The organism is Hymenobacter sp. M1-2 (genome assembly GCF_057808495.1).
In genome coordinates this window covers 23,222-30,062 of record NZ_JBTYZO010000039.1, presented here as the reverse complement: position 1 = coordinate 30,062, position 6,841 = coordinate 23,222, and the positions used below count along the sequence as shown (strand labels likewise).

The window sequence follows — 6,841 nt, the reverse complement described above, 5'->3', positions numbered from 1 at the left end:
TACCGATATACCGCCCCTCCGGGGCTTCCCATAGGCCGCCGTGCGTAAGTCCTGATTAAGTTAGAAAAAGCCCTGGCTACTTTAGCCAGGGCTTTTTTCTTGTGTAACCGGCGCGTTGGGATGCAGGGGCTTGTAGGCTAATGAGCCGGGATTAGGTAGCAGAGCATCTGGATTTGTAACACTTTCCGATTGGGCGGTCTAAGAGCTGTACATCTAACCCAAACCGCTCATGACAACGCTTCAACCAACAGCCCTTATGCTCCTGTTCAGCGCCATTCTCTCCGGCTCGGCGGCCTGCACCGGCGCGGCCTCTGCAAGCCAACCAGCCCACCAAATCCAAACTCTCGCGCCAGATGCTCCGGCTGATGGCCGCAAAGTGACGGTGGTGAAAGTAAAAGCACCTTGGTACGCGTTTGATTTCATACTGCCCGGCCAATTCAAGAAAGTTGTTCCAGAGTACCAGCAGGTGGCCGGACTGCGGTTCAAGGCCTTTTCCATTCTCGCTAAAGACGAAAAGTATTTCGGCGGCATCTACCTCTGGGACTCCGAACAACGGGCGCGGGACTGGTACACGCCCGGCTGGTTTGCGGACGTTGAGCGGAAGCGCGGCCACAAGCCCACCGTCGACTACTATTCCGTGGTCCAGGATAAGGCGTTTGTTGGCTCCGATTTCAACTATCGGCAGCGGGAGAGCGACTGCGTGACGGTGTTTGTGCACGCTATCAGCCCGGCGCTGGGCCAGCAGTGCCTCGCGCAACAGCCAGGCTTGCTGCGCACCTACCTGGTTCTTGAAACCGGCACGCGGGAAGGCGCGCTGCTCTTGTTTGCCAATGCCAAAAACGCCACGGCTTTTCTGGAGCGGCAGAAAGTGAGCACCTATGAGTGGTTTAAGACGCCGGTGCTGCTGAACAATGCGCGGTAGCCCAGCTTGGCGCGTTGAAAGCAGCTGCCTGCCACTTGTTTGAGTACTTTCATTGATAAACCAGGGCAACCACCATGAACTTATCTGTCCACAAAGAACCCGCCGCGCCGCCCGATGAGGAGCTGGTGGCCCTGGCGGTGGCTGGCGACCGGAAGGCGCTGGATGTCTTGCTCAAACGACACCAGGACTACATCTACAATATCTCGCTGCGGCTGTTTTTGCACCCCGACGATGCCCTGGACGCCACGCAGGAGGTGCTCATCAAGGTGGTGACCAGCTTGCGGACTTTCGCGGGCAAGAGTCAATTTCGCACTTGGCTCTACCGCATGGTGGTCAATCATTTCCTCAACTCCCCCACCCGCCGCTACGAACACCTTTTCGAGCGGCACGGTGACCTCACGGCCTTAGCCGGCGCCGACCTGCCCGAACGAGAGGCAACCGAAGCCGAAGTGGAAGAAGTGCGGCTGCTGTGCTCCACGGCCATGCTGCTCTGCCTGACCCGCGACCAACGGCTGCTCTACATCATCGGCGAGATTTTCGGGGCCGACCACGCACTGGGGGCCGAGCTGTTTAACCTGACGCCCGGTAACTACCGCGTCCGGCTGCACCGCGCCAAGGCCGATCTGCTCAACTACGTCGCGGGCAAGTGCGGCCTGGTGAACCCCCAAAACCCTTGCCGCTGCCCCAAGAAGGCCAAAGTAATGGTGCAGCAAGGCATTGTAGACCAAGACCGGCTGCTGTTCAACCGACAGTACACGCAGAAAGTGGCCCAAGTGGTAAGCCGCCGCAAAGACGATGTGAGCGACGAAATCCAGCTGCACCTGAGCACGCTCTTCCGCGACAGTCCCTTCCAAATCCGGCAGCAACTCGATGAGCTGCTCACCGGTCTGCTGCCGTAAATGGCCGCCTGTTCGTAGGTTGCGGGCAATGATGCTGACGTTGGTGGGACTTGTTCTGGCGGCGCGGCCTTCGACCCATCTGCCCGCGAAAAAGCGGGCTGATGGGTGGGCGTCAGCAATACTTACCTTTTCCTTTCGCGTGGGCAATTCGTATTTCCAGTTCAAGCAGTTTCGCATCGAGCAAGGGCAGTGCGCCATGAAGGTGAGCACCGATGCCTGCGTGCTGGGAGCCGTGGCCGATGTGGCGGGTGCGGAACGGATTCTGGACATTGGTACGGGCACGGGCCTGCTGGCCCTGATGGCGGCGCAGCGCAACCCCACGGCGCAGATTGAAGCGGTGGAGCTAGACCCGGCCGCCTCTAGGCAGGCGGCGGCGAATTTCGCGGCTAGTCCCTGGGCGGCACGGCTCCGGCTGCATGCCCTGCCGCTGGCACATTTCGCTGCTACGGCCCCCGTTCCTTTCAACCATATTCTCTGCAACCCGCCCTTCTTTCGCCACTCGCTACGCTCGCCCAACGCCCAACGCACCACCGCCCGCCACACTGCCGACGATACGCTGAGCTTCGCGGAGCTGGCGGGCTTTGCGGCTGGCTTCCTCGCTCCTGCTGGCCACCTCACAGTACTGCTGCCCCCACCTGAAATGCAGCACTTCGAGCAGGCAGCCGCTGCCGTGGGCTTGTTTCCGACAGCCCGGCTGGTGCTACGGCATCGGGCGGGCAGCAAGCCGCTGCGCCACATCACGGCGTTTGCGCGGCAGGCGCCGTTGCTGCGGGAGCAAGAGTTGTTGGTGAAAGAGGCCGGCGAAGAATACTCCGCAGGGTTTCGGGCGCTGCTGGGGCCGTTCTATCTGGCGTTGTAGGACCCCAACCGGTTGGGAGGCCTTACAAGACGGATTGCATAGCTTCCCAACCGGTTGGAGTACCTTCAAAGACGTCTTTCGTAGGCTCCCAACTGGTTGGGGTGCCTTGCAAGATGCCGTGAACAGGCTTCCAACCGGTTGGAAGGCAGTACACGACGACTTTCATAGGCTTCCAACCGGTTGGGATGCCTCATCCGTCAGTTTTGCCAGTGGTGGAGTTGGTTGACATGGCGGCCCTCTGACAGCGTGCCACTACCTTGCGCGGGCAGTTTCTGCGCGGCGAGCGGGCCGACTGTTCTGGGCCGACTGCAACAGTAACATTCATACCACATCCCTCATGCTGACTGCAACTTCCAATTTGGAACAACTTCGGGCCGATACGCCCGGCTGCCAACACGTTTTGCACTTCAACAACGCCGGCTCAGCCCTCACCACGCGCCAGAGCCTGGATACGGTGCTGACGCATTTGCATATGGAAGCGCACATGGGCGGCTACGAAGCCGCCCGTCTGGCGCACGGCCGGGTGGAGGCGGTCTACGGTTCCATTGCGGCGCTGCTCCATGCCTCCCGCGAAGAAATTGCCATCGTCGAAAACGCCACCCACGCCTGGGATATGGCGTTTTACTCCATTCCTTTCCAACCCGGCGACCGTATTCTGACTTCGGTAGCGGAGTACGCCAGCAACTACATTGCTTTCCTGCAAGCCGCGCGACGCTTCGGCGTCAGCATCGAAGCCATTCCCAACGATGAGGCCGGGCAGCTCTCCGTGACGGCGCTGGAAAACATGATTGATGCGCGCACCAAGCTCATTGCCATCACCCACGTGCCCACCAATGGCGGGCTGGTGAATCCGGCCGCGGCAGTGGGGCGCGTTGCCAAGCAAGCGGACGTGTTGTATTTGCTGGATGCCTGCCAGTCGGTGGGGCAAATGCCCATTGACGTACAGGAAATTGGCTGCGACATGCTATCAGCCACGGGCCGAAAGTACTTGCGGGCACCGCGGGGCACGGGTTTTTTGTACGTTCGCCGCAGCATCATAGAAAGCCTAGAGCCCCCCTTCCTAGATATGCACGCTGCCACTTGGACCAGCCGCGACACCTACGAGATGCGCCCCGACGCGCGCCGCTTCGAGAATTGGGAGAGTAACATTGCCCTCAAACTGGGCCTTGGCGCCGCCGTGGACTACGCCCTTGAAGTAGATATAGCCACCACCTACCCGCGCATCCAGGCCTTAGCCCAGACCTTGCGGGAGCAGCTCAGAACGATTCAGGGCGCCACAGTCTACGACCAGGGTGCCGAGCTGTGCGGCATCACCACCTTCACCTTGGACAGCATGCCCGCCACTGAGATTCAAGCGGCGCTGTTCGCCCAACACATCAATGTATCCGTCACCACGGATGCTAGTACTCGGCTCGATGCGGAGGCCCGGCACCTGCCGGCACTGGTGCGAGCTTCAGTTCACTACTACAACAGCGAGCAAGAAGTAGAGCAGTTTGTAGAAGCGGTTCGGCAACTGATTTGATGAAAAGAACTTACGGGTGAAAATCTCCCGTCTCCTCGAACCGGATATTATAGTCGGCGGCCAGCTCGGCCAGGATGGGCGCGTAGAGGGCGGCGCTGGTAGGTATGACCACGCCGCGCTGCGTGACCTCGCCGCGGGCCAAGCGGCGCACGGCCATGCCCAGCGGCAAGCCCACGGTTTTGGCCATGGCGGTGTGCGTGGCGTCATCGCCGAGCACCACCAACGACGAGGTGAGGTGATGCCGCTGGCCCGCTAGCTCGAACTCGAACAGGTGCTGCATCACAATCATGTCGTGGTCGTGGGGCTGGAGCTGCCATTTTTCGGTGAGCAGGCGTTCGAGCAGCTGGGCGGGCGTGGCGTCGGGCAAGCCCACGGGCCGATCAGTGAACAGGCCCAGCCATTGCAGGCGCTGCATTTCGGGGCCGGTGAAGGGCAGGTCCAGGTAGTCGGCGCACTGCACGGCCAGCTCGGTTTCGGTGGCGGCGCGCGGCACCGAAACGGGCAGATAGGACTCCAGCAGCTCGCGCCAGGACATAGTGGCGGCGTTGCCGAGGTGCACGGAATCGTCGGTGAGGCCGAGGCGGACCAGCGCGTGCCAGGCGGCGCAGTAGCCGGCCCGGCGCAGCGTGCCGCGCAGAATGGTGGGAATGTCGTCGAGGCCGTAGGGGGCGCGGTAGCTGAGCGAATCGCGGTTGGCGTAGCCGTCGAAAGCACCGTAGCCGGGCACTTCAATAATTTCAGTGCGCGCAAACAAGTGCTGGTACGGAATGTAGCGCGGGTGGCCGTTTTGCAGGTACTTGGCCGTACTCTGGCCCGCCAGCACCACGTTGCGCGGGTTCCACGTGAACTTGTACTTCCACGGATTGTCGCCCTCGGAATCGGGCGCCAGCAGCCCCCCGCAGTACGATTTGAACGAGGTGATACGCCCGCCCCGCGCCCGCACGTCGTCAATGACCTGCATGGCCGACATATGGTCGAGGCCAGGGTCGAGGCCGCACTCCATGAGCAGCGTGAGGCCCGCCGCCCGCGCCTCGGCATCCAGCGCCCGAATCTCCTCACTCACGTAGCTGGCCGTGGCCAAATGCCGCCCGTGCCGCACGCAAGCCCGCGCTACCGGCGCGTGAAATAGGGCCGGCAGCATCGAAATCACAATATCCGCTTCGGCTACCAGCTCTTCCAGCCGGGCCTCATCCTGAATGTCGAAGGGCACCGCGCGGGCATATTCGGTGTGCGCGGCCAGCACCGGCACCAGGTGCGCCGGATTTACATCGGCCACGGTGAGAAACCAGTTTTCGGTGGGCGCGTGGCGCAACAGGTACTGAATGAGTGAGGAGGCCGAGCGGCCCGCCCCCAGCAGCAAAAGACGAGTCATGAAGGAGAGTTTAGTGCTTGGTGCGTAGTGCTTGGTGCGTAGTGCTTGGTGCGTAGTGCTTGGTTACAACAGCGTACAGGGTGTCGTCTGCTTCTGCGTCCTCTGCGCAAACTTCTGCGCCTTCTGCGGGCTAAAAACCAAGCGGTCTGTATGGCAGCGGTCAATTCAAGTAGAGTGTAGTGCCTTGTGCTTAGGTTGCCGGGAGCCAAGTCTAATGAATCTTCCTCAACCAAGACCCCGCAACGGCGCAAACGTACGAGCTTGGCTGCATTACCTTGCTTGGATACACCCGTATTACTGCTCCTTACGCATTGATAATTGCCAATTGTAGTACATTCACCGCCCCTTACGTAACCGGGGCCGTTCGTCGGTGCCGGAGCTTTTTTTCTGCCTAGCCAATGGCCCAACCGCTCCACCTCACCATCCACGTCGAGATACTATCCGAAGCTGAGCTGACGCCCGCCGAAGCCGCCACCTGGCAGGCCGCCCGCGCCGCCACCGACCACGCCTACGCCCCCTACTCCCACTTCCACGTGGGCACGGCGCTGCTGCTCGATGATGGCAGCCTCTTCCGAGGCACCAACCAGGAAAACGCCGCCTTTCCCTCGGGCCTCTGCGCCGAGCGGACCGCCCTCTTCGGCCTGGCCGCCAGCCAGCCCGAGCGGCGCATCCTCGGCATGGCCGTAGCTGCTCGCCCCGCCACCGGCGACTTCGTGGCCGTGACTTGCTGCGGGGCCTGCCGCCAGGTGATGGCCGAATACGAACAGCGCCAGCAACAAGCGATTCCGCTGCTGCTGCCCGGCCCCAACGGCAGCATCTACCGTTTCCGTAGCCTCGCCGATCTACTCCCCTTCGGCTTCTCCGCCGCCGATTTGCCCAAGCAGAGCTGAGCCGAGAGCGTCAAGGTAACAGCAGAGAGTGGGTCAGGTAATAGTAGAAAGCGAGTCTGGCTCGTCTCAGAAGATACACCCACGAGCCCCAGCGGGGCGGCATATCGGTAGCAAAAACAACGATGAAACGACCAAGCCCCATCGGGGCGACACTGGCATCAGCGCAGTGTCGCCCCGATGGGACTTGGAAAATGAAAGACGACGGTTCTTCTACCGACATGCCACCCCGCTGGGGCTTGTCCAATTTTTAGTTCGATTCTGCTACCGATATGCCCCCCTGCTGGGGCTAGCCAATGATAGTTGGAGCAAGTTTTACGGCTTCTGAAACATACAATCCAGCGCAGGCTTTAGGCAGTAGCCTTTATAGGCTGTGGATA

6 protein-coding genes are annotated in these 6,841 nt (G+C 61.2%); 5 read left to right on the top strand and 1 reads right to left on the bottom strand.

Annotated elements, in window-relative coordinates:
* The first annotated feature begins 229 nt into the window (after positions 1-229).
* The 4 genes from ACYSMN_RS24640 to ACYSMN_RS24625 all read left to right on the top strand — a co-directional run bounded on the left by ACYSMN_RS24640 (position 230) and on the right by ACYSMN_RS24625 (position 4,202).
* A complete protein-coding gene (locus ACYSMN_RS24640; RefSeq protein WP_488926594.1) occupies positions 230-922 on the top strand; it encodes a hypothetical protein in 693 nt (230 codons plus the stop codon).
* Positions 923-996: 74 nt separating this feature from the next.
* The gene (locus ACYSMN_RS24635; RefSeq protein WP_488926593.1) at positions 997-1,821 is read left to right on the top strand and encodes an RNA polymerase sigma factor; all 825 of its coding nucleotides are present in this window, start codon (positions 997-999) and stop codon (positions 1,819-1,821) included.
* A gap of 139 nt (positions 1,822-1,960) precedes the next feature.
* Positions 1,961-2,680, top strand: coding sequence for a tRNA1(Val) (adenine(37)-N6)-methyltransferase (locus tag ACYSMN_RS24630; RefSeq protein ID WP_488926592.1), 720 nt, complete (start codon positions 1,961-1,963; stop codon positions 2,678-2,680).
* A 337-nt stretch (positions 2,681-3,017) separates the two neighbouring features.
* Positions 3,018-4,202 (top strand): aminotransferase class V-fold PLP-dependent enzyme, encoded by a 1,185-nt coding sequence (locus ACYSMN_RS24625; protein ID WP_488926591.1) that lies wholly within the window; start codon positions 3,018-3,020, stop codon positions 4,200-4,202.
* Between the two features lie 10 nt (positions 4,203-4,212).
* Here the strand turns inward: ACYSMN_RS24625 and ACYSMN_RS24620 are convergent, their stop codons facing one another.
* A complete protein-coding gene (locus tag ACYSMN_RS24620) occupies positions 4,213-5,574 on the bottom strand; it encodes a saccharopine dehydrogenase C-terminal domain-containing protein (protein WP_488926590.1) in 1,362 nt (453 codons plus the stop codon).
* A 398-nt stretch (positions 5,575-5,972) separates the two neighbouring features.
* On the opposite strand from ACYSMN_RS24620, the gene ACYSMN_RS24615 reads away from it, so the two are divergent.
* A complete protein-coding gene (locus ACYSMN_RS24615; protein ID WP_488926589.1) occupies positions 5,973-6,464 on the top strand; it encodes a cytidine deaminase in 492 nt (163 codons plus the stop codon).
* Positions 6,465-6,841: the final 377 nt, after the last annotated feature.